The sequence below is a fragment of the Ekhidna sp. genome (assembly GCF_965227465.1).
Classification (GTDB): domain Bacteria; phylum Bacteroidota; class Bacteroidia; order Cytophagales; family Cyclobacteriaceae; genus Ekhidna.
This window is the reverse complement of sequence record NZ_OZ245746.1, coordinates 332745-357009: the sequence shown is the minus strand read 5'-3', so window position 1 is coordinate 357009 and position 24265 is coordinate 332745. Positions and strand designations below refer to the sequence as shown.

25 protein-coding genes are annotated in these 24265 nt (G+C 40.3%); 14 read left to right on the top strand and 11 right to left on the bottom strand.

Annotated features, from left to right (window positions below; genetic code table 11):
* Positions 1–61: 61 nt before the first annotated feature.
* The gene (locus ACO05G_RS01635) at positions 62–742 is read right to left on the bottom strand and encodes a Crp/Fnr family transcriptional regulator (RefSeq protein WP_421764393.1); all 681 of its coding nucleotides are present in this window, start codon (positions 740–742) and stop codon (positions 62–64) included.
* A 74-nt stretch (positions 743–816) separates the two neighbouring features.
* Between ACO05G_RS01635 and ACO05G_RS01630 the strand changes: the two genes are divergently transcribed.
* Genes ACO05G_RS01630 through ACO05G_RS01620 form a run of 3 tightly spaced genes read left to right on the top strand, consistent with a single transcriptional unit; the run spans position 817 to position 2414 of the window.
* A complete protein-coding gene (locus ACO05G_RS01630) occupies positions 817–1347 on the top strand; it encodes a CopD family protein (protein ID WP_421764392.1) in 531 nt (176 codons plus the stop codon).
* A gap of 1 nt (position 1348) precedes the next feature.
* Positions 1349–1957, top strand: a complete 609-nt coding sequence (locus ACO05G_RS01625; RefSeq protein WP_421764391.1) for an SCO family protein — start codon at positions 1349–1351, stop codon at positions 1955–1957.
* On the top strand, positions 1950–2414 hold the full coding sequence (locus tag ACO05G_RS01620; RefSeq protein WP_421764390.1) for a c-type cytochrome: 465 nt from the start codon (positions 1950–1952) through the stop codon (positions 2412–2414). Before ACO05G_RS01625 ends, ACO05G_RS01620 begins: the two co-directional genes overlap by 8 nt.
* On the opposite strand, the gene ACO05G_RS01615 is transcribed toward ACO05G_RS01620, so the two are convergent.
* Genes ACO05G_RS01615 through ACO05G_RS01595 form a run of 5 tightly spaced genes read right to left on the bottom strand, consistent with a single transcriptional unit; the run spans position 2411 to position 5674 of the window.
* Entirely contained in the window at positions 2411–2809 is a 399-nt protein-coding gene (locus ACO05G_RS01615; protein WP_421764389.1) for a hypothetical protein, read from the bottom strand. The two genes, ACO05G_RS01620 and ACO05G_RS01615, sit on opposite strands and share 4 nt — an antisense overlap.
* 32 nt (positions 2810–2841) lie before the next feature.
* On the bottom strand, positions 2842–3279 hold the full coding sequence (locus tag ACO05G_RS01610; protein WP_421764388.1) for a hypothetical protein: 438 nt from the start codon (positions 3277–3279) through the stop codon (positions 2842–2844).
* 3 nt (positions 3280–3282) lie between these two features.
* Entirely contained in the window at positions 3283–4527 is a 1245-nt protein-coding gene (locus ACO05G_RS01605) for an ABC transporter permease (RefSeq protein WP_421764387.1), read from the bottom strand.
* Positions 4524–5150, bottom strand: a complete 627-nt coding sequence (locus ACO05G_RS01600) for an ABC transporter ATP-binding protein (protein ID WP_421764386.1) — start codon at positions 5148–5150, stop codon at positions 4524–4526. The genes ACO05G_RS01605 and ACO05G_RS01600 overlap by 4 nt, the downstream gene beginning before the upstream one ends.
* Positions 5150–5674 (bottom strand): DinB family protein, encoded by a 525-nt coding sequence (locus ACO05G_RS01595; protein WP_348282636.1) that lies wholly within the window; start codon positions 5672–5674, stop codon positions 5150–5152. The genes ACO05G_RS01600 and ACO05G_RS01595 overlap by 1 nt, the downstream gene beginning before the upstream one ends.
* A gap of 266 nt (positions 5675–5940) precedes the next feature.
* Here ACO05G_RS01595 and ACO05G_RS01590 point away from each other — a divergent pair, with 266 nt between their 5' ends.
* Genes ACO05G_RS01590 through ACO05G_RS01580 form a run of 3 tightly spaced genes read left to right on the top strand, consistent with a single transcriptional unit; the run spans position 5941 to position 8593 of the window.
* On the top strand, positions 5941–7191 hold the full coding sequence (locus ACO05G_RS01590) for a sodium:proton antiporter (protein ID WP_348282635.1): 1251 nt from the start codon (positions 5941–5943) through the stop codon (positions 7189–7191).
* Positions 7192–7233: 42 nt separating this feature from the next.
* Positions 7234–8295: a glutaminyl-peptide cyclotransferase gene (locus ACO05G_RS01585; RefSeq protein ID WP_421764385.1), complete on the top strand. Its 1062-nt coding sequence runs from the start codon at positions 7234–7236 to the stop codon at positions 8293–8295.
* A gap of 1 nt (position 8296) precedes the next feature.
* The gene (locus ACO05G_RS01580; protein WP_348282633.1) at positions 8297–8593 is read left to right on the top strand and encodes an SCP2 sterol-binding domain-containing protein; all 297 of its coding nucleotides are present in this window, start codon (positions 8297–8299) and stop codon (positions 8591–8593) included.
* Between the two features lie 15 nt (positions 8594–8608).
* On the opposite strand, the gene ACO05G_RS01575 is transcribed toward ACO05G_RS01580, so the two are convergent.
* Genes ACO05G_RS01575 through ACO05G_RS01565 form a run of 3 tightly spaced genes read right to left on the bottom strand, consistent with a single transcriptional unit; the run spans position 8609 to position 15341 of the window.
* Entirely contained in the window at positions 8609–9292 is a 684-nt protein-coding gene (locus tag ACO05G_RS01575) for a phosphatase PAP2 family protein (protein WP_348282632.1), read from the bottom strand.
* A 6-nt stretch (positions 9293–9298) separates the two neighbouring features.
* Positions 9299–14260, bottom strand: coding sequence for a C25 family cysteine peptidase (locus ACO05G_RS01570; RefSeq protein ID WP_421764384.1), 4962 nt, complete (start codon positions 14258–14260; stop codon positions 9299–9301).
* Positions 14247–15341 (bottom strand): hypothetical protein, encoded by a 1095-nt coding sequence (locus tag ACO05G_RS01565; RefSeq protein WP_421764383.1) that lies wholly within the window; start codon positions 15339–15341, stop codon positions 14247–14249. The genes ACO05G_RS01570 and ACO05G_RS01565 overlap by 14 nt, the downstream gene beginning before the upstream one ends.
* 261 nt (positions 15342–15602) lie before the next feature.
* Between ACO05G_RS01565 and ACO05G_RS01560 the strand changes: the two genes are divergently transcribed.
* The 3 genes from ACO05G_RS01560 to ACO05G_RS01550 all read left to right on the top strand — a co-directional run bounded on the left by ACO05G_RS01560 (position 15603) and on the right by ACO05G_RS01550 (position 19026).
* Positions 15603–15947, top strand: a complete 345-nt coding sequence (locus ACO05G_RS01560; RefSeq protein ID WP_348282629.1) for a PadR family transcriptional regulator — start codon at positions 15603–15605, stop codon at positions 15945–15947.
* The gene (locus ACO05G_RS01555; RefSeq protein WP_421764382.1) at positions 15944–18391 is read left to right on the top strand and encodes a PspC domain-containing protein; all 2448 of its coding nucleotides are present in this window, start codon (positions 15944–15946) and stop codon (positions 18389–18391) included. The genes ACO05G_RS01560 and ACO05G_RS01555 overlap by 4 nt, the downstream gene beginning before the upstream one ends.
* 92 nt (positions 18392–18483) lie before the next feature.
* Complete coding sequence (locus tag ACO05G_RS01550) at positions 18484–19026, top strand: hypothetical protein (RefSeq protein WP_421764381.1); 543 nt, start codon at positions 18484–18486, stop codon at positions 19024–19026.
* On the opposite strand, the gene ACO05G_RS01545 is transcribed toward ACO05G_RS01550, so the two are convergent.
* Positions 18986–19312, bottom strand: a complete 327-nt coding sequence (locus ACO05G_RS01545; protein WP_421764380.1) for a putative quinol monooxygenase — start codon at positions 19310–19312, stop codon at positions 18986–18988. The two genes, ACO05G_RS01550 and ACO05G_RS01545, sit on opposite strands and share 41 nt — an antisense overlap.
* Before the next feature lie 2 nt (positions 19313–19314).
* Complete coding sequence (locus ACO05G_RS01540) at positions 19315–20091, bottom strand: SAM hydrolase/SAM-dependent halogenase family protein (protein ID WP_421764379.1); 777 nt, start codon at positions 20089–20091, stop codon at positions 19315–19317.
* Between the two features lie 164 nt (positions 20092–20255).
* On the opposite strand from ACO05G_RS01540, the gene ACO05G_RS01535 reads away from it, so the two are divergent.
* The 5 genes from ACO05G_RS01535 to ACO05G_RS01515 all read left to right on the top strand — a co-directional run bounded on the left by ACO05G_RS01535 (position 20256) and on the right by ACO05G_RS01515 (position 24212).
* Positions 20256–21215: a PhoH family protein gene (locus ACO05G_RS01535; RefSeq protein WP_348282621.1), complete on the top strand. Its 960-nt coding sequence runs from the start codon at positions 20256–20258 to the stop codon at positions 21213–21215.
* The gene (locus ACO05G_RS01530; protein WP_421764378.1) at positions 21184–21621 is read left to right on the top strand and encodes a GNAT family N-acetyltransferase; all 438 of its coding nucleotides are present in this window, start codon (positions 21184–21186) and stop codon (positions 21619–21621) included. Before ACO05G_RS01535 ends, ACO05G_RS01530 begins: the two co-directional genes overlap by 32 nt.
* Positions 21622–21715: 94 nt before the next feature.
* Complete coding sequence (locus ACO05G_RS01525; protein ID WP_421764377.1) at positions 21716–22852, top strand: sensor histidine kinase; 1137 nt, start codon at positions 21716–21718, stop codon at positions 22850–22852.
* Positions 22827–23609: a LytR/AlgR family response regulator transcription factor gene (locus ACO05G_RS01520; RefSeq protein ID WP_421764376.1), complete on the top strand. Its 783-nt coding sequence runs from the start codon at positions 22827–22829 to the stop codon at positions 23607–23609. Before ACO05G_RS01525 ends, ACO05G_RS01520 begins: the two co-directional genes overlap by 26 nt.
* Positions 23610–23714: 105 nt before the next feature.
* Positions 23715–24212 carry a retroviral-like aspartic protease family protein gene (locus ACO05G_RS01515; RefSeq protein WP_421764375.1) on the top strand — a complete coding sequence of 166 codons (498 nt, stop codon included), beginning with the start codon at positions 23715–23717 and terminating at the stop codon, positions 24210–24212.
* The last annotated feature ends 53 nt before the right edge of the window (positions 24213–24265 follow it).

Below are 24265 nucleotides of genomic sequence, written 5' to 3'. Positions count from 1 at the left end.
TTCGTAAATGTAAGTATTATACTGAAAAAGAAAAGGAAGGTTACGAACTCTTCCTTTTTGGCTATGCAAGATTCTCTAAATCCCGAATGAGAATACGTCTGCGATCAAACGTAAGCAGGTTCTTTTCTCGCAGTTCATTCATTACAGTGGTAACTGTCTGTCTAGAAGTTCCAGTTAAGCTTGCAATATCCTTATGAGTAAGGTGATTTTTGATCATCACTTCAAACCCTACCTTCTGCCCTTTTTCCTCAGCCATCTCTTTCAAGAATTCTACTATTCGAGTACGAGCATCCTTAAACACCAATGATTCAATCTTGCGCTCTGTTTTACGCAGACGAAAACCAACAATTTTTAAAATCTTCAGATTGAGGTCTTTATTGTCTACCATCAGGTTTTGAAGATCTTCGATGGTCATTGAACACACCCGAGTATCATTGTCCATAGCCTGAGCAAAGTCCTGCCTTTTTTCCTCCCCTGCCAATGCGAGTTCTCCAAAAATTTCACCGCTTGTTAAGATGGCTTTTACGATCTCTTTGCCATCAGGACCATAAGTTCCAATCTTCACCCGGCCTGCAGAAACCATGTAAATATTTTCTGAAGACTGATCTTTAAAATAGATGAATTCATCTTTCTTGTAGACGCCCGGAGTGTGCTTGTCCTCCATGTAGGGCGTCTTTTTAGGACACAAAATTTCGAATAAGTCTGTGTCTTCAAAATACCATAGATTTCTTTCAGCGCTCATAATCTTATGTCAGTATTTAATGCAAATTTGCAAACATCCACGGTCAACAACAATTATAACTAAAAAGCTCCCGAATGGATTACTTATATCTGAAAGCTCTTCATATCATATTCGTAATAACCTGGTTTGCCGGATTGTTTTATATCGTGAGATTATTCATTTATCACACAGAAGCGCTAAATGAAGAAGAACCTAAACGCTCCATTCTTTCAGAACAATTGGCTCTTATGAGCAGAAAACTGTGGTATATCATCACGTGGCCTTCTGCCGTATTGACCATTATTCTTGGCACTTCGCTACTCATCAGTCAGCCATCTTGGCTAAAAATGCCATTCATGCATATCAAGTTAGGTTTTGTTCTTCTTTTAATCCTCTATCACCTGGGGTGTCATGGCTTATTCAGGCAACTTCAAAAGGGAATTACAAAATACTCCTCTCTCCAATTGCGAGTATTTAACGAAGTAGCTACCCTAATTCTTTTTGCAGTTGTTTTCCTGATCGTATTAAAGAATGAACTCAGTTGGATATGGGGGACGATTGGACTTATTAGCTTTGCGATCATATTAATGATTGCAATCAAACTTTATAAAAAACTAAGATCTTAAAATGAACAAATTACTTCCGCTCTTAATTATTTTGATTGCATGCGATCAACAAACAAATTCAGGTAAGCTGCCCATTCTGGGTAATACGATCTATGAAGAAAATGATACGATCTATCACACAGTTGTTGATTTTCAATTGGTCGATCAGGATAGTAATTTTGTCACGAACGAAACGTTTGCAGATCAGATTTATGTAGCAGATTTTTTCTTTACCTCCTGCCCTACGATCTGCCCGACTATGAAAGCTCAGATGAGTCGCGTGTACAAAAAATTCGAAGACAATGAGCAAGTTGCAATCCTTTCTCATACAATCGATCCGACATATGATACGGTGGCTTTATTAAAAGATTTCGCTGAACGATTGGGTGTAAAATCCAGTAAATGGAAGTTTGTGACCGGAGATCAGGACTATATTTATGACCTTGCCGAGAAAAGCTACATGTCCATCGTGGATGAAGATTCCAATGCACCAGGAGGGTACATTCATTCAGGAGCATTCTTATTGGTAGACAAAGAAAGGCGTATAAGAGGTGTATATGACGGCACTGTACCTGAACAGGTAGACGTACTAATGAACGATATTAATAGACTGTTGAAAGAATATGAATAAGCTAATTTCAAAAGGAGTTGTAGTCCTCACCATTGTACTTTTTTCGTGTGGCGGAGGCACAGAAAAAAAAGAAGAAAAGTCTTCCTCTCTTACCTCTCGAGATGAAATACGCTTAAAACAATATCAGGTTCAGGGAGCGAAGGTTTATGCTACCTATTGTGCCAATTGTCACCAACAAGATGGCAAAGGGTTAGCATCTTTATACCCGCCGTTAGCAGGATCTGACTACCTATTGGAAAACTTGCCCAGGGCCGCCTGCATTATTAAAAATGGACAAAGCAAAGAGATTGTGGTAAATGGGGTCACCTACAATCAAATGATGCCGGGTAATCCCATTACAAACCTGGAAGTAGCTGAGGTTCTTACCTTCATCGCCAATGCATGGGGAAATGAAGGTGGATTAGTGGGCGTGAAAGATGTAGACAAATGGTTGGAAGAGTGTGAGGAGGAATATTAATTCTCAATAACTGCTTCTCCTTTCGCAAGTGAACCATTCATCTTCTCTTTAACTTCTTGAATGGCAACTTTTTGTCCTTCCAGGTATTGCTTAATCTCATCATCAGTGCCTTCAAATTCAGGTTCATACTGCCGCATCCAAACCATCATACTTTCACTGGCATCTCCCAACTCGTCAGCTGTGGTCGTTAACATAGCAGCACGCTCCGGATTGGATTCCATCAATGAATCTGCCTGTAGCAGTAGGTCTTTTCTCGCTTTTCGCAATTCTCCAATTTTAGGCATCACTTCGTCATGGATAGCCATGACCTCATCCTTTAAGGTTTGCAGTTCTTCTTTTTTTGAAGAGCCACATGAGGCTAAAAGGATAATCAGTAGTATGGATAGGTTTTTCATCGGTTGCTATTTTGTTTAGCTATAAGTCAATTCTAGTCTATGGTTAATTTAGCGTCTTTCAGGATGTACATCAGCTGATCATAATCGGTATCGTTAAGCTCCAGTCGGCCGGTCACCGTAACAGGTTTTGCCGTATACTTCACCTCTTCTTTCAAATATGCTTCAGCGACAGTTTCCGGTCCACTTCCTCCGCAGAAAAAACATGCTGCTATAGGTAGTGAGGAAATGATGATGTGCTTAGGCTCGAACATGCCTTCAAAAGGAATAATAAATCCCTTTAGAGAGACCATTTTCCCATTCATTTTCTGAACATCATCACCAAACTTTGGGACATAAATTTCACCATACTCATCCTGAGATTTTTCATATTTCACATCTGCCATGGTTTCCCAATTCTTATTAGAATCCGTAAACTGAGCAGTTGCTGCAAATGAAAGCGTTAGAATAAACAGACCAAGTATATGTTTCATAATTTATGCTTTTGAAAGCGTTTCCGATATATCTGACTTATACGCAAGAAATGCCGGAATGATCGAGGCAAAAATACCTACTGCCAAGCTTCCCAGCATCACATAATATTCATCATAAACAAAAAACATTCCGCTTGTCTGAATTTGTTCCATTGAATCGACCAAAATACCGAAACCAATATGCGCCAATCCAAATCCACAAAGACTGCCAATAATAGTAAGAACAATTCCTTCTGTCAGAATCAATAAGAAAATTTTTAATTGACTGGCACCCATCGAACGCATGATGGCCAACTCATATTTTCGCTCTTTAAGCGAATTTATAAGTGCAATGAAAACGCTGGTAGCACTCAGAATAATAATGACAAGTCCTAAAACATTTACCACATCTACCCCTACACCAATGATATTAAATAACCGAGCTGTTTCATACGGGGGAGATGCCGCCTGTAGGTTACTGGTTCCATTCACGATTCTTGGCAATTGAACAGCAGCCATTGGCGACCGGTATTTGATCAGCAGGGAGGTGATATCTTCATTCTCCAATTGCTCCTTCGTCACTTCTATGCCCAGCCGATCCAACGAAACTTTTTCATGCAGATCGCTTGTGGCATCATGCTCATGTTCCTCATGACTTGCATGAACCTCCCATACACTTTGAACGGTTACCAAAATCAACTGATCCATAACAGATCCTGTTTTTTCCATTATTCCAACCACTTTGAATGGATGCTCTTCATGACCCCCGGCCCCTTCCGCCAATCCATGAGCACTTTCCAGTTCATCACCAATTTTCAACCCTAGATTTTTGGCTACTGCGGCTCCAACTGTTGCAGTCATTTCAGATCCAAACCATTCACCATCGACCAATTTTGCTCCATACAAATCAGCATAGGCTTTTGATGTCCCTACAATCCGATAGCCTTGATAGCTGTCACCCAATGATAGGGGTATCGCAGATTCAACCAGCCGATTCCGTGTGAGGTTATTGGCATCATTTAAGGATATGTTTCCGGTTGGAAAATCAATATGAAAAATACTCGCTAATATGATTTGCAACGGACTGCCCTTTGCTCCTACTACCAGATCAATACCCAGCGCATTTTTATTGATCTCATTCTTCAGAAAAGTACTGGTCAAGAGTATAGCGACAATGATGGCTACACCAAATCCAAATAACAACACACTAAGCAATGAGCTAAGTGGTTTTCCAAAAACATTTTTGATACTTAGTGAAAATAGATTCATAAGTTCAGCTGGTTTTGAAACTCACTTTTCACCCGGTGATCATGAGTAGCTACGATAAGCGTAGCTCCGGTCTCTTCTGCCTCTGACTTAAGTAAGTCAATCACTTTTTTGCAATTTTCATCGTCCAGGCTTGCGGTAGGCTCATCGGCCAGCAATAATTTAGGGGAGTTGATCACCGCACGAGCTATGGAAACTCGTTGAGCTTGTCCCTGACTGATTTGATGTATTTTCCTATTAGCCAATTCTTTTATTCCCAATCTGTCCAATACTTCATCAGCTCTACTGCCATCGATCTTCTTCTGTCCTAAATATTGTGATAATGTAAGGTTTTCCTTCACTGTTAATGATCGAACTAAATGCGGTTTTTGAAAAACAATACCGATGTTAACTCCTCGAAAATGATCGAGACTTGTATTACTTTTTTGAGATAAATCTTCTCCTGCCACTTCCAGATAACCGCCTGTAGGCTTAGTTAATCCACCTATCAAATGAAGCAATGTGGTTTTACCACAGCCTGAGTTGCCTAATATAATCGCATGATTTCCTTTTTGCACTTCCCAATCCGGATAATTGATCATTGCTGACCCATCGTAGGAATGCTTCAATTCTTTTATATGTAGCATTAAAGGCCTAATTTTTTCTTAATTCGGTTGATTTGATGTTTGTGGTGAATCTGATGGTAAACAAAGGAATCGACAGCCCTCTCCAGATTTTGACGACCACCCATAGGGTGTTTATATACCAGCTTACTTAACCATTTATCCGGATACTCATCAACAAACTGCTGAATATCATTCCTCGTTTGCCCCCATTTAGTTTTGATTTCCTCCAACGAATAGACCGGCGGACTAGAAATATATGAGGGTGCGCGCCATTTCAATGAACTTTTCAATGCCTGATTTGTAAGCCACATTCGCAAAGAGTTGCCCATTCCTGTATTGTGCATTTTATCGCCAGCCTGAACTTTCTTTTGCATGTATTTTAAGGAAGCAGTTTCAGCATCATTGAGGTGCGAAAAAACCTGAATTATGCTCCAACCGTAACTTTGATCACTAAGCTTTTCTTCCGAAATACCCGCTAGTGAATCGTAAATTTTTTCCGTTTCCTCATTCAGCCGTTTTAGCTTCTTATTTATCTCATTCTTCACTGATATTCATTTTTTGCTAAAAAATATAAAAAAAGTTATCTTCGTTCCTGTAAATCAGCCTTTTATAAGGTATAACCCACCAAAAAACCCTTTAAAAATAGGGCAGGTACTAAAAGAGGTACCAAATTATATAGTATTCTGCTAATCATTTGATTGACTCTTATGATTAGCAAACATTAAATTGTACTCTCATACGCTTGTATATTGTTCGTACTGTTAGTTTTTAAAATTAATATTGCGTTGAATCACCTTTAAATTACACGGAAGTGAGTATTCTCGACATTATCGCCTTATTTATCTTCCTTTCAGGAGCGTTTATTTTTATAAATACGTTCTACCTGAAACTGCCTTCATCAATCGGATTGATGATTATGGCGTTAGTACTTTCAGTCATTGTCTATCTGGTAGGTACTTTTTTCCCAGAGCTTCACCTGGCAGAACATGTAAAAGAATATGAGTTTGAAGAAGTTCTTTATCAAATCGTATTGAGCTTCATGCTCTTCTCAGGAGCATTAAATATCGATTTTAGAAAATTAAGTGGTCAAAGTAGTTCGGTTCTTGTCCTGGCAATCGTTGGGGTACTTATTTCTACACTTGTAATAGGTACAGGTGTATACTTCATGCTGGATGCAATGAGTATCCATCTGGATTATTTGTATTGCCTGGTTTTTGGAGCATTAATCTCCCCTACAGATCCAATTGCAGTAACCAAAACAATTAAAAGATTCAATCTATCTAAAGAACTTGAAATAAAAATTGCAGGTGAATCATTGTTTAATGATGGTATTGCTGTTGTACTGGCTCTTACATTATTAGATATTGCTCATGCAGGTGAGGATCATACTTTATCCTTTTTTGAGACAACCTACATCGTAATTGCAGATATTGGCGGTGGTATTTTTATTGGTTTATTGCTTGGATACATTGGTTATAGACTTCTAAAGTATGTTGACAATGATGCCGTAGAGGTAGAGGTGCTGATTACTCTTGCTTTGGTGCTTGTTGGATCTCAACTAGCAGATTTCATTCATGTCTCTGCTAAGCAAGCAGCTGTAGTCATGGGACTGGTGCTGGGAAATGAAGGTAAGAGCACTCACGTTGCAAGCGCCGTGGGTGATTATGTCTTTAAATTTTGGAAACTCCTTGAGGAGACATTTAGCGCTATGCTTTTTGTGCTCATAGGCCTGGAAATGCTTGTTCTAGATCTCAGATTGGACTTTATCGCAGCGGGATTCTTTGCCATTTGTATTGTATTATTTGGAAGGTGGACCAGTGTGTTTATCCCAATTAAAATGATGTCAGTAAAAAATCACTTCGCTCCTAACACGATATCAGTCCTTACCTGGGGTGCCTTAAGAGGTGGTCTTCCAATTGCACTTTCATTATCACTTACAGATTTTCAAGGCAAGGATGTGATCGTTACCATGACCTACATTGTAGTGGTATGCTCGGTATTGTACCAGGGACTTACCGTTCCAACGCTCATGCGTTCAAGTGGGAGTGGCAGTAATTCTTGATTTGGCAGCTTATTCTTCTAAGTATCTTGCTAATTTTAAGTCATGATCAGAATTGGCTATGTGATTTGTGCTTTTCTTCTCATTGCTGCATGTAGTGATAATAAGGAAACTACAAAAAAACCGTCCTCACCACGGATAAAGAAATATTCGAGCGTCGAAAGCCCGTCACAAAACCAGGTATATAACAGGGGAGCCGATATTTCAATCTCGGTAGCAACCAGCGAGGAGTTTCCAATTGACTCTATTCAAGTGACCGTTGGTGATCAGACCAATGTTTTCACCTCCTCGACTTTTGATGTAAACCTACCCACCAGAAAGGTGGGATCATGGAGAATACAGCTAAAAGCTTTTAGTGGAGATAAATCAGAAACCCATTATCGAAAAGTGATCATTTTGCCTGAAAATGAACCTGAGCAGCTTACTTACACCATAGAAAATACGTTTCCACATAACACGGATGACTATACGCAGGGTTTGTTGATCAAGGACGGCATACTGTACGAGAGCACCGGTCAACGAGGTGAATCAGCTTTTAAGAAGAAGAATTTAACTACCGGTGAAGTAATTCATGCGGTTAATCTACCGTCCAATTTTTTTGGAGAAGGACTTGCACTACTGAACGACGAGTTTTATCAACTTACCTGGACCTCCGGCAAAGGGTTTGTCTACAACGCAAATATGGAGCAGATCAGAACTTTTAATTATCAGGTTGAAGGTTGGGGACTCACCACAATCGAAGATCAATTGATTCTGACGGACGAAACTGAAAAAATATATTTCATGGAGCCACAGAGCTTCACCATTCAAAGAGAACTGGAGGTCTATGATAACAATGGTAAAGTAGATGCACTCAATGAATTGGAGGCAATCGACGGTCTTATTTATGCCAATGTATACCAGGAAGATATTATTGTGGTAGTGGATCCAGATACTGGTGAAGTATTAAAAAAAATTGATTTAAGCGGATTATTAACCCCAGAAGAAGCGGCAAGAGCAGATGTCTTGAACGGGATTGCTTATGACGATGCTACTAAACGCATTTATGTGACAGGGAAATGGTGGCCTAAACTTTTTGAAGTGACTTTTCAACCAAAAACGATATAAAATGACATTAGAAGAAATTACCGGAAAAATTAAAAAACTGGCAGACAAACACAGTGGACAATTTCAGGGGAAGGCCAATTTTAAGTTTGATGAAGGAGTCGTCCACCTCGATGATACTGTGTCTCCGACGCTAGTCGTCAATGAAGAACGTGAAGCACCTTTTGCGATCAAAATGTCTGCTGATAACTTTAACAAAATTCTTACCGGTGATTTAAACGTAATGATGGCGTTTATGAGTGGGAAACTGAAGATTGAAGGAGATAAAGGAGCTGCTATGAAATTAACAGCGTTGTTCTAAGAGGCTCAGTCTTAACTAGTCTACGTCCATATTTTTAAGGTCGATATCTGCCAAACCTTCATCTGGAGATTTGGTAGAACCGGTGTTTTCTTTGTTCAGGTATCTTTCGAACGTCATATAAAATGCCGTGGAAATAATTACTCCTGCTAAAGACCCGGCCATCACATCTATCAGAAAATGTTGCGCCAGGTAGATCCTTGAAATAGTCGTGAAGGTAGCAGCTATCAATAAGAACAATGCGTACCTATTATTCTGTAGCATTAAAGAAATGAAGGTGGCTAATCCAAAAACGCCCATAGCGTGACCGGAGGGAAATGAATGAAAACTTAAGATGTTGACTCCATCTACAAATTCAAGAATTTTTTGACCCTCGAAATATATCCGTGGACGAGGAGCTGTTTCAAATAGGACTTCTTTAAAGAATGCTGTGACGCCACCTATTGTGATACCAATTAATGCCAGTACCAATCCAAATCTTTTGTTCAAAAAGATTAATACGATCGTCACAACCGCAAAAAAAACACCGTGTCCTGTGTAAGTCCAGTACTTAAAAAAAAAGTCCCAAAGTGGATTATGTAGCTGGTTTAGCCACAACACAAAGTCACCATGCTCCTGATAGAAATAGAAAACGATAGCTAGTGTCAGCAACGCCAAATAAGGAATATAGAACCTACTTGTATTTCTAAGCCGATTAATCATAATTGATTAACGTAAGATATACAGTTTACCAAAGCCATTTTTGAATGCCTTGTCCGCATTTGTAGCACGTTGCTGCATTTGCCTTCCTGCGGCGTTCACAAACACTTTATAAAAATATACCCCGTTAGCGAGCTGATCTCCATTTTCGTCTCTTCCATCCCAGGCATAGCTGGTGATATTATTTCCAATGCGTATAGGTCCAATTTCATCCTGTGTTATTTCTCTAACCACTCTACCTGAAACTGTCAATATTTGGATTTTGATCTCATCAGGAATTTCTGTTCCGGTAAGCGTAAAAACAAATCTACAATTCGTAGAAAATGGATTTGGGTATGGATAGAATTGGGTGATCGTTGATTCATTTATGACCTCAAAAGAGACTTCATAGGGTTCCTGTCCTGCTTGATTTCCCGCCTCATCTTGCGCTTGTATTTGGATTGCATGAAGACCATCTCCCAATGGTCCCGGGCTAAATGTTATTTGAAAATCTTGATTTTCACTTGCCGGTGTATAATTCAGTCGAGGGTCTGAAAAATTGACACGCTGGAACTGACTCTCTTCTCCCGGAAGTCTTAAGGAGATATTAACTCCCACTGTATCTGTTTTTGAGATAAATGGATTTTCATCTCTCATCCGTATTACTACATTCGGATTGGGAGATACCACATCACCATCAAGGATGTGATAGCCATCAAAAGTGACATCCAAAATGGGGTTTGTCTCATCTGCCTTCACCTCAATAGCATTAACCAGACTTAATCGGTTGTTAGAAGTATAAACTTCATTTTCATTCGCAGAGACCTCTACTACTAAACTGCTCATTCCTCCTTTATTGAATGAGGAGAAGGTCGTATTAAAAGAAACTGTGTCCCCTGCATCAGGCGGAGCTACCTGAAAACTGGATTGAGTGACAACACCCTCCTGGTTTATTAAAGAGGCCATGATGCTGAGTGAATCAGCAAAGTCTACTCCAGAGATATTATAAAAATTAAATGCCTTACTAATCTCTTCTCCCTCTTGAACCGTAGTTACGTTTTTATTATCAGGAATGAGAATACCCTCTGGAGGATACTCATAATCAATTTCCCACAGATTTAGTTGTGCAGGTGTTTGATCCACATCATCGAAAAGCGATAATGAAAGTTCTATTTGAGGATAGATCAGTGGGTCTACTGAAGCTATGTCAATGGTTTCAAATCTTGCCCGAGAATCCAAAGTGGTCAAATTCCCATTCACATCCACTCCAATTACTTCAATAGTAGCATCATCATTTACCTCTTCAGATATATTATAGGAAAAAGAACTCCATTCAGATGCAGGACCAATACGTCTGCTCCGTATTTCTCCACTTACAAACTTCCCAATTACATCATCCATCAAATCAATACTTTGCTCTCTTCGAGGGGTTGGAGATCCATTGTCAATAATGGTAGTGGCCGTTCCTGGAGTATCTCCCTTCCTTCCAAAAAATATGACAGGTTGACCGTCCTCCAATGAATTAATAGTTGCTGTACTAATTCCCAGGGAGTTTAAACTGGCTTCTACCTCTGCATCCCAACTGCTATAATTCACATTCCCAATATTGAAAAGCACAATCATATCTCCATCTCTCATATTATCAATTAACACTTGCAGTCGCCTCCCCGACCCAATCAGGTCCTGCTCCCTGAATTGATAAATCCTTTGAGGTAATCTTCCGCAAACCTCCCGGTTAAATACGTCTATTTGAGTAGCCTGAATAGGTCGATACGGATCGGCACTTTCTCTATCAAAAGCGATGGCATTGAACGTATTAACTTCACAAACCGGATCAATCGTATTGGATGTAACAAAGAAATTTAATCCCCCAATAATTGCTTTCAAATCATCATAGGTGAACGCTGTATTATCTGTCCCAAAAGTGAATATTTCCATGGGCGTGATTGTTTCAATAAACTCCCATCTGTTGGCTACTTCATTATATTTTATCCCTGTTATCCGCTCCTTTACTATCTGCTCTGCATCATATTGGCCCCATCCGGATGTTACACCGTTGACAATCGTAAAAGAAGACTCCACCCATTCATTTGTCTCGTCTGGTCCCGGGTTTGCGTATCTGGTGCGCCAATAGATTGTGGAAGAATCGGGTAATGCAAAGGTTGAAAAATCAAAAGATTGAGTTAAGAGAACTTCTCCGTCAACATTAAATTTTCGATTGTTAGGACCATTAAAGTCAGCCTGGCTATCAATTTCGAGTTCATACGTTCGCGAATCTTCGAGCAGGTTACTAGATTGCCACAGAAAATCAATTGAATTCATGGAGGTGATGCCATTGTCAATCGGATAAAGGTTTACCGTATTGCCTCGAAAAACAGTCACTTCAATCGTGGCTGTATTATTTACCTCGTTTAATTCTTCTACTAAATTCTCTGGATCCAGGATTACCGTGAACAGATTCTGGCCATCATTATTTTGCGTTGGATCATTCGTGATAAAAAAAGAAAGGGTGTCTTGTCTAAGCGGCCGATTAAACTCTTTTACATACACTTCCTGTTGCCCGTTACTTAAGGTTCTGTTTACTTGTACGATCAAGGAGTCTCTTACTGTTCTGCCGAAGTTCTTAACGACAATATCAATTTTGAATGAATCCTGAGTGGCCAGGATTTCTTCTGCCTCAATGGCTGATGCTGAAATCGAGTTGTTGTTTATTTCATAGTCTGGGCTATCAGCACCGAAAACCCGATAGGCCGGATCTCCTTGTAAAGTCATTTGATGTACCTGTGTCAGGTTTAAATCACTTATCCCATACAGATTTAAGTATTGTCTGGATACTTCAATGATAACATTACCGACCGTCTCACCTATAAAAACCTCGTCTCCAAATCCTAAATTGTAAAACAGATCACTCCATCGTTTAAGGGTAGAGGAAAGTGCCACATTTGAATGCGCCATGAATCCAACTGCGCCTAAATCAGGTGTATTTAGCCAATCCTCTCCGAAGGTGAAATTGTTGGCAAAGATCTCACCAGCTTGGCATCCATTAACTAGAAAGATTGGGTATTTCCCTTGATTGGCAAACCCAAATGCCGGATCACTGACTCTTCCTATTTCTATATCCGTGACTGTACCGCTTGAATGACCGAAGAAGGTGATATAGCCAACCCCTTGATTCACCCGGTCAGTTACATCCACAAATTCAACAGCATCACTTGTCTCTTTCCCCGTATTAAACGCCCTGCCTCCTACAAAGTCTTCTTCTAATATGGTGGTGAATCCTTGAACAATGTTGGCAAAGTTTGCTATCTCAGATTGAGTGATCCCTCCGCTTAACTGCAAGAAATCTTTTCTGAATAATTCATCAAATGGTTTCGACTCCATCTCGATGACTTTATTGAGGTAGGCGGTTACGTCTGATGGCGTAAAAGCGTTTAATCTTCCAACGGGAATACCCGGAAGGTTGGGGTCTGCATTGATGCCTAGCGTAAATAATAAATCACTGCCAGGAAGTCCGTAAGTCGGAATATTAATGGCCGTTTGATTAGTACGGAAGTAGTTGACGTTGGGAGTGAACCCCTTTCCAATAATGAAGACATGGGCAATTGGATTTTGATTATTCGCATCAATGATGAAGTTTCTTATGGCTAATGGAGATGGGTCCCCAAAACTGTACAGATTATAGAGATCATCTATTTCGCCTATCTGTACGTTGTGCTGGCCTCCGGCTATCGATTCCCGATAATTGAGGTAATCAGAAACCGGGTCTCCCGATTCTCTAAGGTCTGAATGTGTAATGATCAGGTATCTTTTATCGCTTAAATCATAATCTGGTATGGTAACCGGATCAATATCACCCACTGATAATGTGTTGGTCACTGCCAGAATTTTTTGACCTGAGGCGGCATTAGGGGCTACCACCTCTACTCGATCTGAAAAATTGGTGGTTGCCAGCCTGACTCCATTGTAAGGATCCGTAATGTCAAAAATTCTAGTACCTGCTGCATTGGTGGTACTTATTTGTAACCAGGCTTTCGCAGCGGAGGGGTTATCTAAAGTAAAAACTTTGTTTTCATCAGAGGCTAGTTGGATCGTCTGTGGGTATTTCAATCTCACGTATGCGATTGAAAATCGCTCTGCTGCTTCCGGGAATCCTTCGGCGGTAATTCGGACCACAAACTCACCTCCAGCACCTACACTTGCACTGGAAAAAGTACCCGAAAATAGCTGCTTGCCCCATCCAGAAAACTGCACATTTCCCAAATTTCCTAAAGAAGCAGTATTTGGTCCAATTTGAATGGCTGCATTGTGATTCAGGCTATTTCCTCCAACCAGAATAGCATCAATGACAGGGTTAGCCCCGCTTGTCACATAGTTTTGGAGATTGAATTCAAAATCTCTAACCGCATTCTTAGAAATGAAGTTTCCAGTCCAACCTTCACCATCGTCATACTTACTCAGGCTAAAAGCTGCACCAGATCCAAATCTTACTCCGGAAGCATAGCTGGATGTAAATAACTGTATGGTATCTTCAATGTGGTAGGCTTCAGGAGAAAGACCGGTTGTGTTCTGGTCTGAGGAAAAACTCATCCTTTTCCCATTTTGACTTCCAAGTTTATAGGTAAGAAAATAGCTCGAAGAATCTGTAAACAAATTATAAAAGGTATGAGGTTGATCACCGGAATCATAGAGCGGTGAATCGGTGGTTCCGTCTTTGCCGTATCCATAAAACTCCAACCATTCAAGACTGGTCCCTGTATTAACGTTTAGAGCAACTTCCTCACCCTCTCGAAACAATTGAATTCGATCCTTTGGTACCGTTTCTAAAGGAAAGCCTGCTGCTAGCAACTGCTCACGCGTAATGCGATATAATCCCTTATCAGCTATTTTAAATTTGAAATAGGATTGCGAAAAATCAATCCATTCCTTATTTACCTGTGCTGTTGAAAACAGACTGCATAGAACCAAAAATGATATGATGCTAGTTCTCAACATTGAAATCAACTTTTACTGAAAAAACGTGAGAAAAAAGTCCGGGAGCCAGATTGCCAATATCGGTCAAGGCATAATCGATTGTCAGTTCCTTCAAGTTGATACCTACCCCCATATTTGGTTGAAAAGTCCAGGAGGTAGATCCATCAAAATCTTTGATTTCCTGAAATTGGTTTACTCCGAAGCGCAAAAAAGCCATTTTCTTATAATCCATTTCGATCCCTGCCTTAGGATCAATGGACAGTAAATCTGTGCTAACCAAGGTGTTTCGCTTACCATCAAAGGTTAAATCCATATCCAAAGATGCTAATACACCAAATTTTTCCATGATTGTAAAAGATCTGGAGCCCCCAATAATTAAACGTGGAAGCGTAATCTCAACTGAATTGATAGGGACATCATTACCAGTGAGCGCATATATTTCTTCCACCTCGGCTGAATTGTGAGACCAGGCATTGAAAGTCCCGAAGACGTCCCTTACCACAGCTCCTGCTCTCCATTTATTCATCTCCTTCTGCACCCCTGCATCCAATCCAAACCCCCACGCCTTCGAGAATTTTCCAACCGTCCGATGGATGATTTTTAGGTTACCTCCAAAGTCTAAACCTCCTAATACGGGAATTTTACGAGCATATGAACCGATGAAACCATAGTCGGCCGAAGAGAAAAACTGAATATTGTCATAATTGATTGAGCCATTCACATCGATGAGAAATCGTGTATCCGGAATATCGTCTACCGCAAAACGAATGACTGAGAGTGCAATTTTGCTCTTATCGTCTACCGATGTTGCAAAAGCCGCATAATCGTAATTAGCTAATCCTCCAAAATAAGAAGAGTGCATCAGTGACAACTGATGATCCGAGGTTAGGTTGTTTAAGCCAGCTGGATTCCAATATCCTGCTGTTACATCGTCTACGAATGAAACGGCAGTAAAGCCCATTCCGAACGAACGAGCACTTACCCCAATGTTCATGAATTCATTGCTGTACTTGGGCGTATTGTCTTTACCTTTAGGATCATTCTGTGCCACCACATCATGAACTATCCACAAACCCAAAATACCAATTAACAGGTGCCTCATATAAAATAGAATCATTGGCAATTTAGCGATAGCCAACGGATTGATATAACGAAGATTCGTTGAATAATCACATATTCACGACAAAGTGATTAATCCTTCAACTTTATAATTAATTATATTTTTTATATAACTATTTAAAGAATATTCACGTGATTTCATAATTTCTTACAAAGTACTTGGCCATGCATAGTACCTTTCCGTATACAAGACCGAAACCTATCCATGTATTAAACAAAGTTTGACCCGAAATGAGAGACGCACATGAATATTGAAAATACACAAGTTCAGATGAGAAAGGGGATACTGGAATTTTGCATTTTGCATATAATTTCCAGAGGCGAGGTGTATGCTTCCGATATGCTGGAAGAACTTACGTCAGCCAAAATCATGGTAGTTGAAGGAACACTTTATCCACTACTAACCCGACTAAGAAAAGCCGGACTGGTAGACTACAAATGGGTAGAATCTAAATCCGGGCCTCCACGGAAGTACTATACGCTAACAAAAGAAGGACAAACATTCCTGGATGGGCTAGACCAAACCTGGACTGAGTTAGTGTCTTCCACCAAGAAAATCATCGCGAATAAAAACACCAAGAAGAAATGAAAAAGAATATAAGTATCAACATTGGCGGTATCATATTCCACATAGAAGAAGATGGATATGACAAACTGAAAAACTACCTTGATTCAGTCAATAAATACTTTTCCTCTTTTGAAGACAGTAAGGAAATCATTGATGACATTGAGGGGCGTATCGCGGAGATCTTCTTATCTAAACTGGATGAAGGGAAACAAATCATCAATCAAGAGGATGTAAATGACCTGATCGCAACAATGGGTACCACAAAAGATTTTGAGGCATCTATTGAAAGCGAGCCTGAAGCGAAAAGTGAAGAACCTACAGTAGACGCACAAGACGAGACAAAGGAAGAAGCTAAAAAAGAAGCTCCTAAAAGCGATGCAGAAAAAGCCAAACGCCTTTACAGGGACAATAAGCGCAAAGTCATAGGTGGAGTAGCTTCTGGTATTGCAAACTACTTTGGGATAGATCCTATCTGGGTGCGACTATTAATGTTAGCATTCCTCTTCAACATTTTCTTCTGGGGACTGAGTGGATTTATTTTCCTTGCCTACATCATATTATGGATTGCAGTACCTGCAAGTGATAAACTGGATGATGACAAGGCTGTTAAAAAACTTTTCCGAAGTTCCGATGATCGGGTATTGGGAGGTGTATCCGGGGGTATTGCATCCTATTTTGGTGCGGACCCGGTCGTGATAAGAGTGCTGTTTGTAATCTCCATATTTCTGGGTGGAGCCGGCTTGCTCGTCTATTTGATCCTTTGGATCATTACACCTGAGGCTAAATCTATAACTGAGAAAATGCAAATGCAGGGTGAGCCTGTAACCATCTCCAACATTGAGGAAAATGTGAAAAAGAGCCTCAATGTAAAAGAAGGGGAAGAAGGTGTTTTTGTGAAGATCCTGTTATTCCCATTCCGATTGATCGCTATGATCTTTAAGGCGCTGGGTGAGATTTTAGGACCATTATTGAAGTTTGGTGTAGAGGCATTGAGAATTGGTGTTGGGGTATTCCTTGTATTCTTAGGATTCGTCTTAATGATTGCTTTTACCATTTCTTTAGCTGTATTGCTAGGTGTCGGTGGCGCAATGGAATCATGGGTACACTTTGGAGATTTCCCGGCCCGTGAAATATTCAGCTCCATGAGTACGGTCGCTATGGTGTCTGCTTACTTAACCTCAATGATCCCATCTCTGGCTGTGCTACTGTTAGGGTTGGTGATTATCCTGAAAAAGAAAGTGACGAAGGCTTTTGTGGTATGGAGTCTGTTTGGACTGTGGTTACTTGGAATGATCGGACTGGCTATCTCGGTACCTGCGATTGTAAGAGATTACAGTGTAGAGGGCACATACAAAGAAGAGCAAACCTTTGCTGTGAATGATGGCATCACTGAGTTGAAATTAAATGAGCTTGACTGGGATACCTACAATAGCGTTGACCTGAAAATAAGAGGTCATGAAGACTCAACTGCCTATTTACTTGAGCTAGAGTTTGACTCCAGAGGCTATTCACGAAGCAACGCAAAAGACAATGGTGAAGCGGTAGATTATATTGTATCGCAGGAAGGCAACACCATCTATTTTGATTCTGAAATCACTTTTGGAGATGCTCCCTTCCGATTCCAGGATGTTGCGGCAACTTTCTACGTCCCTTATGGTAAGGTATTCCGTATGGATTATGACCTCAGAAAGATACTAAGAAACACCTTGTGGGTACATGATTATGATGCAAGAGATTTGGGTGACAATGAGTGGGTATTTGATGAGTCAGGCTTAAGATGCCTGACGTGTGACGACTCTGATAGAAGTACGTATCGAAAACGATCATCAGGGGACGACACGCAGGTATACCAGTTCAAAGATTTTGATGAGGTAAAGCTCATCTCCCTTTTTGATTTTGATATCACCAGAGGTAATAATTTCTCTGTGAGACTGGAAGGTGATGAAGATGATTTAGATGATGTGTATCTGAGTCAGACTGGAGATGAATTAGAAATCCGTTATGGTAAAAACACCGATTGGTGGAAGAGTCGAAAGCGAAAAGATAAAATCAAAGTCTACATCGAAATGCCAGAGCTTGAATACCTGAAAATAACCGGAGCGTGTGACGGAGAAATCCGAGATTTTACGGAAGCCGATATGTCACTTGATCTGGAAGGAGCCTCTAAACTATGGGCAGACATCACCGTGGAATACCTGGATGTTGATTTGATTGGTGCTTCGGAACTTACACTGGTCGGAAGCGGAGATGACTTAAAAGCCATTTTAGTCGGTGCATCTGAACTAAATGCCTTCAACTATACTGTGGATGATGCTGAGGTAAAAGTGTCCGGTGCATCTACAGCAAAAGTCTATGCCAAAAATGACCTGGAAGCCGATGCTTCCGGGGCTAGTAAGATCCGTTACCGTGGAGATGCACGTGTGACGTCTGACAGTAAAGGGTTAAGCTCCGTACGAAAAGATTAAAAATATCTAACTGGTAAAGAGTCAATTTGACTCAGTCATTTAGGTTTTGGTTCCCCTGCTTTTGGTCGGGCGGGGGATTTTTTTACCCTCACATGAAAACACGAATCAACCTTAAATATCTATTCATTGCTGCTTTTGCGGTGGCTGGATCATGGTTCATTCACGAATTCGCTCATTGGTCAGTAGGTGAAATCCTGGGTTACGACATGAAAATGACACTAAACACCGCCGGAATCATTGATGGCAGCTATGGTTACACCTGGGAAAGGTTGCTTGTTAGCGCTGCAGGACCTTTCGTTACCATTGTTCAAGCTGTAGCTTTCTGGATCCTGATCATGAAGCGGCCCAACCAGTATTTATTCCCATTTATCTTCACTCCGCTCTACTTCAGAGCGCTTGCTTCCTTCATGAACATTATCAATCTAAATGATGAAGGCAGAATTAGTCATGCGATGGGAATCGGGACCTACACTCTCCCGATCATTGTTACCTTATTTCTATTTGTACTGGTCTATAGTGTCGCTAAAAAGCTATACCTCAGAAAAAGTTTTATTGCCTGGAATACCCTACTGGTAATGATTTTCAGTTCGGTAATCATTCTTTCAGATCAAATGTTCCAGATACGATTGATTTGATGGTTTGAGCTATCAAAGAATAAGCCAAAGGCTTTCCTCCAAACAATATTTTTGTTTTGGCCCATGTTCCTTCAAAGAGTTCAGAGTGACGGTAGTTTTCCAGGTCTTCTTCTCCCTCCCATTTGCTAAACGTATAGTACACATGATCCAGCTTGGCATCTTTGCACAACTCCAGGTGTTTGCATCCAGGGAAAGTTGATATTTTATCTTTGACCGTTTCAAAGAGCTCCAGGAAGTCATTGACTTTTTCCGGCTTAAATTCCATTCTAACGATACGTATTAGCATAATTATCCGTTTGCAAATTCTATTAACACCGGCGAGTCAACTGACAGCCCCAGCAACTCTGATGCATTGCCTTTATTGATCCCAATCTGGAGCTGGTTTGAAGAGTTAAATAATACAAAGCAATCTCCGGACTCTACATCACTGAAAAAAGTATGCAGCTCCTGAAATTGTTCTCTCCCAAAACGGATGGCATATCGCACGCCGGATCCATTTATTTCCAGTATTTTCTCAAACTCCTCTTTATTTATATTGGTGATCAGGTTTCCGTAGTGATCTACACTCACCACGTTTCCGGCAATTTCCCGCTTCGTCACTTTCAGCTGACGCGCATAGAGCTCCGTTATTTCTTCCGCTATCTGTCCCACATCACTTAATGACTTTCCATTTGCGAGCATGAGTGCCGTCTTCGCTAAAACATCCTTGGCCGGAAAGGTAGATTTTCCATTTTCCAGGAAGGCAATTTTGTTCGGTTTTTTAGATGAGATCAGACTGAAAATTCCTGAATCAAATCCGACAAATAAATGATCATCCAATTCTATCGCAATCGCATTAGACTTTTCCCGCATGGAGTCTACTGCGACTACATGAACCGTTTTTGCCGGAAAATCCTTGTATACATTGCGAAGCACATTGGCTGCATGAGAAATATCAAATGGGCGAATGTTATGCGTAATATCTGTGATCGGCTGAGTGGGTGACTCAGAAACAATGGCCGCCTTTACAGCCGCCACGTAGTGGTCAACCGTCCCAAAATCAGACATGAAGGTAATTAGGGCCATTTGTGGGATTTCAGCTTACATTTGTTATCACAAAGCTATATATTTTACTCACACAGTGAGCGCTAAAAAGCTTGAGGTTTATCACAAAAAAGCGCTAAATAGTTGGCACTTAATTTTTGTGTTTCGTAAGTCAAATACATTTGAAGGATTAATAGAAATATCGATTGCTGGAAAAAATAATTACACTAGAGAACGTCTCACTTGTTGATTTTCTTGGAATAGAAAATCAAAACATCAAAACCATTGCGACAGCCTTCCCGGATAGCAAGATTGTCAGTCGTGGCAATGAAATCAGAATCAAAGGATCTGCCCCACAAATTCTTAAAATCAACGAAATCCTTAATTCGCTGCTCGCCCACTATCATGAGTATGGAAAGGTGACGGCCGAAAACGTAAAAGATTTTGTGGACAATGAAGAAAACACCATTGAGGCGGGCGATTCGGCTGTGCTTGTGCATGGCACCAGAGGGTTTCGAATAGTTCCAAAAACTGTCAATCAGAAAAAACTGGTGGCTGCTGTTGAAAAAAATGATCTGGTTTTTGCGATAGGTCCTGCAGGTACCGGCAAAACTTACATTTCTGTAGCGCTGGCCGTACGTGCGCTAAAAAATAAAGAGGTCAAAAAAATCATCATTACCCGGCCGGCGGTTGAGGCCGGAGAAAACCTTGGTTTTCTACCCGGAGATTTGAAGGAAAAAATAGATCCTTACCTACGGCCGATTTATGACGCACTGCGAGATATGATCCCCGGAGAAAAACTTCGTTACTACCAGGAAAATGGCGTGGTGGAGATTGCCCCGCTTGCATACATGAGAGGGCGAACGCTGAATGATGCCTATGTCCTTCTGGATGAAGCTCAGAATACCACTCCGATGCAAATCAAGATGTTTTTGACACGGATGGGTCCTCAGTCCAAGGTAATCATCACAGGTGATCAATCTCAAATTGATTTACCGAAGAAACAATCCTCCGGATTGATTGAGACGATGAAAGTACTCAAGGATATAAATGGGATTGGGTTTGTTAATCTGGACGAGCGTGATGTTGTCCGTCACAAACTCGTGAAAGCAATCATTAAAGCATATAATAAGTATGACTCACAGGGTGATTCCGGCAACAAGTGAAGAACTGAGAAAGAAAGCATTCGCAATACGTGAGGAAGTATTTGTCGTTGAACAGCAGGTAGCTTTCGAGGAGGAGTTTGACGAATTTGAGGATGAATCTTATCACTTTGTGGCTTTGGACGAAAATGACGATCCTGTTGGATCTGCCCGATGGAGATATACGGATAAAGGCATTAAGCTCGAGCGATTTACCGCCAAAAAATCCATGCGAGGAAAAGGGCTGGGAACAGCTTTAGTGAAGGCAGTCCTAGAAAATATCGAAGAAAAAGCTGAAAAAGGCACCTACTTATATATGCACGCCCAGCTGCCGGCTGTTCCTCTTTACCTAAAGTTTGGCTTCCAAACTAAGGGTGATCAATTTGATGAGTGTGGCATCATGCATTACCTGATGTGGCGGGAGCTTTGATTTGTTTATGCTTGAACATCCCATTCATCCATTTTCTTCCCGTTTAGCCTTAAAATGAACCCCTTATTCAGATTCTCCGTGATATAGAGGAGCTATGAATAAAGTAAAGGCTTACTTCACTCGTTTACCTTTTAGTCTTAAAAGTGCAGTGATTGTAACAACGGTAATAACCGTTCTAGTCATGCTCCAATCCTACATATGGGTTGGAAAAATCAAGAATAAGCCTGATTTCTGGGAAAGTGACCATGCGATTTTTCCTATAATCAATCACGTGATCTGGTTGGGGTTTGCACCGCTCATCTATTCAATGATTTTCAATATAAGGGCAAAAGAAATTCAAGCTACGCGACCCTTTAATAGGATCGGATTTTTGATCGCACTCTCTATTATTTTCACAATCGCACATGAAGTTGTAGGTGTCCTGATCTATAATTCTTATGTTGCTTTGACTCATATGAATGATGGAAATTTCGTTTTCAATATCAATTCAGGAGTCTTTGGATTATCCAAGTCCTTTTTTGAATTCTGGATCATCTACTTCGTCCTACTCAGTTTCCACAATCAAAAGAATATTCAGCAAATCAAGGTTAAAAACTCCCTACTGGAAGCTGATCTATTGAAAGCGCAAATGAGTGCGCTAAAAAACCAACTCCACCCCCATTTTCTATTCAACTCCTTTAATACGATCTCTGCCCTTATGGAAGAAAATGTAGAGTTGGCTCAACGCATGATTTCTAAATTAGGCGCCTTGCTGCGAAAGATTTTAAAAGAAGCGGATACCCAATTTATCACGGTAAAAGAGGAAATAGATTTAGCTAAACTTTATCTGGAAGTAGAGCAAATCCGATTTGATGGAAGACTAATCACACACTTCTCAGTTGACCCCAACGCAGTGAAAATTCAAATTCCATCTCTCATCTTGCAACCGGCTATTGAAAATGCGATTAAGCATGGATTTTATAAAAAAACAGATAAGTGCAACATCTACTTAAGTGTCCGTGAAGAAACGGATGTTCTAGTACTGGAAGTCATTGATAATGGTGCCGGGGTGAAGAATGAGACAGATTTTTCTTTTGGAATGGGACTAAAAAACATTCAGGAGAGACTAAAGCGTTGCTACGGCAATCAGTTTACATTTTATGCAAAGCCTATGGAAGAGGGTGGCTTTATGATTCTTATAAAAATTCAAAAAGAAGCCTTAACCAATGAACATTTCAGTAGCGCTAATTGATGATGAGCCATTTGCTCTAATCAGAATAAAAAAACTGCTTCAGATTGATGATGACATTCAGATTGTGGGCGAAGCATCGGGAGTTGAAGATGCCATTAAGTTGCTTAAGTTTAAGAAACCAGAAATCATCTTCATGGATATTAAAATGCCGGATGGAACGGGTTTTGATATTTTGTCTAGGCTGGACTCGTCCTACAAGCCCTACGTCATTTTCGTCACCGCATTTGATAATTATGCCTTGAAAGCGTTCGAGTACAACGCCATCGATTACATCTTAAAGCCTTTTGAAAACTCCCGATTTTTCAAAGTGGTAGAAAAAGCGAAGGAATTTATAACCCTGAAGAGGTCATCGAAAATAACCAAACAAATCTCTGCCCTAATCAATCAGGATGACAAGCCCTATCAGGATGAAAAATGTCAGATAAAAATCGTTGAGAAAGGTTGGGACATATTCATCGATCACCAGGATATCATGTTGGTTGAATCGAACGGCAACTACTGCAAACTGCACATCTCAAACAAATTCTACCTCTATAAAAAGACAATGAAAGAGCTCGAGAGTGAGCTGAATAGCTCGGAGTTTTTAAGGATTCATCGTTCTTATATCGTAAATATCAATTTGATAAAAGAAGTAAAGTATTTGGGTAAAAATGAATATGCATTTGAGCTTTCTACCGGAATAAAAATTACCTCCGGTCGGAGCTTTTCTGATAAAATCAAGAGCTGTTTATCTCTAAAAGTCGGATCGATAAGCTAGCTAAGGCGCCAAAAGAAGCATTTGATCTCCGTTGATCAATTAAAATCCTGATCATCAATAATTTTCATTTAGCCACAATCCAAACCCGTTTTCACAGATGGGTTTATGAACCGATTGGCATACATATCGACATTTATTTTCGCGTTAGCCGGATGTAGTTCGCAAAGAGCAATATCTGACCATAAACCCCATTCACCATCTATTACTTTTGAAGTCCATCACAACATCCTCATCGTAGAGGGATACATCAATGATAAGTGGGCCAAATTCATCATAGATACAGGGGCTAGTGCTTCCATTCTGGACTACAATCAGTTTAAGAAATATCACTTCACCTATAATAGGGATACCGACAGCAATTTAACTGGGTTTGGAGGTAGGTCAGGTATGATGAAAACTTCTTCAGTCAATTTTAATTTGAAAGGAGTAGACGCTCCAGCCATATACCGTTTTTCTGCCTCAGATCTTAGCGGAATAAACAGGGTTCTTGCCAATAGCAATCAGAAAATACTCGGGATTTTGGGATCAGATTTCTTACAAAACCATGGAGCAATCATCGATTACAGTAAAAACAAAATTGTTTTGAATTACCTCGACCATTAACCATGGACTAATACATTTCGACTAAGGGACAGATATTTTTTAAATTTTTAGTA